1 protein-coding gene is annotated in these 387 nt (G+C 39.3%); it reads right to left on the bottom strand.

Annotated elements, in window-relative coordinates; genetic code table 11:
- Positions 1-387: HYR-like domain-containing protein (locus CW751_RS15505; protein WP_165779339.1), on the bottom strand; the 387-nt coding region annotated here is incomplete at both ends.

Here is a 387-nt window from a genome sequence, read left to right as displayed (position 1 = left end):
CATGCTGTTGGGTCAGTACTTGAAACTGTAAATGTTGGAGTGTATGAATCTACAGTAATTGTATGTGTTACATTAATGCTGTTTCCACAGTCATCTGTCACGCTATAAATACGTGTAATAACTTCTCCGTTACATGTGTTGTTGTCTGAACTTTCTGATACAAATGCAACTGTTGGGTTTACCGTACAGTTATCTGCTGCATCTGTAACCACTGTAACAGCAACTGGTGGAACATCTGTTAAACATTCTACTGTTACTGGTGCTGGGTTACTTGCTGTTGGATTGGTATCATCATCAATCGTAATCGTTTGAACTACATCAATGTTATTTCCACAGTCATCTGCGATGTTGTACGTTCTTGTGATTACCTCAGGACAAGTATTCCCG

The organism is Brumimicrobium salinarum (assembly GCF_002844555.1).
Classification (GTDB): domain Bacteria; phylum Bacteroidota; class Bacteroidia; order Flavobacteriales_D; family Crocinitomicaceae; genus Brumimicrobium; species Brumimicrobium salinarum.
The sequence above is the reverse complement of the archived record's forward strand: the minus strand, read 5'-3'. Positions and strand labels throughout refer to the sequence as shown.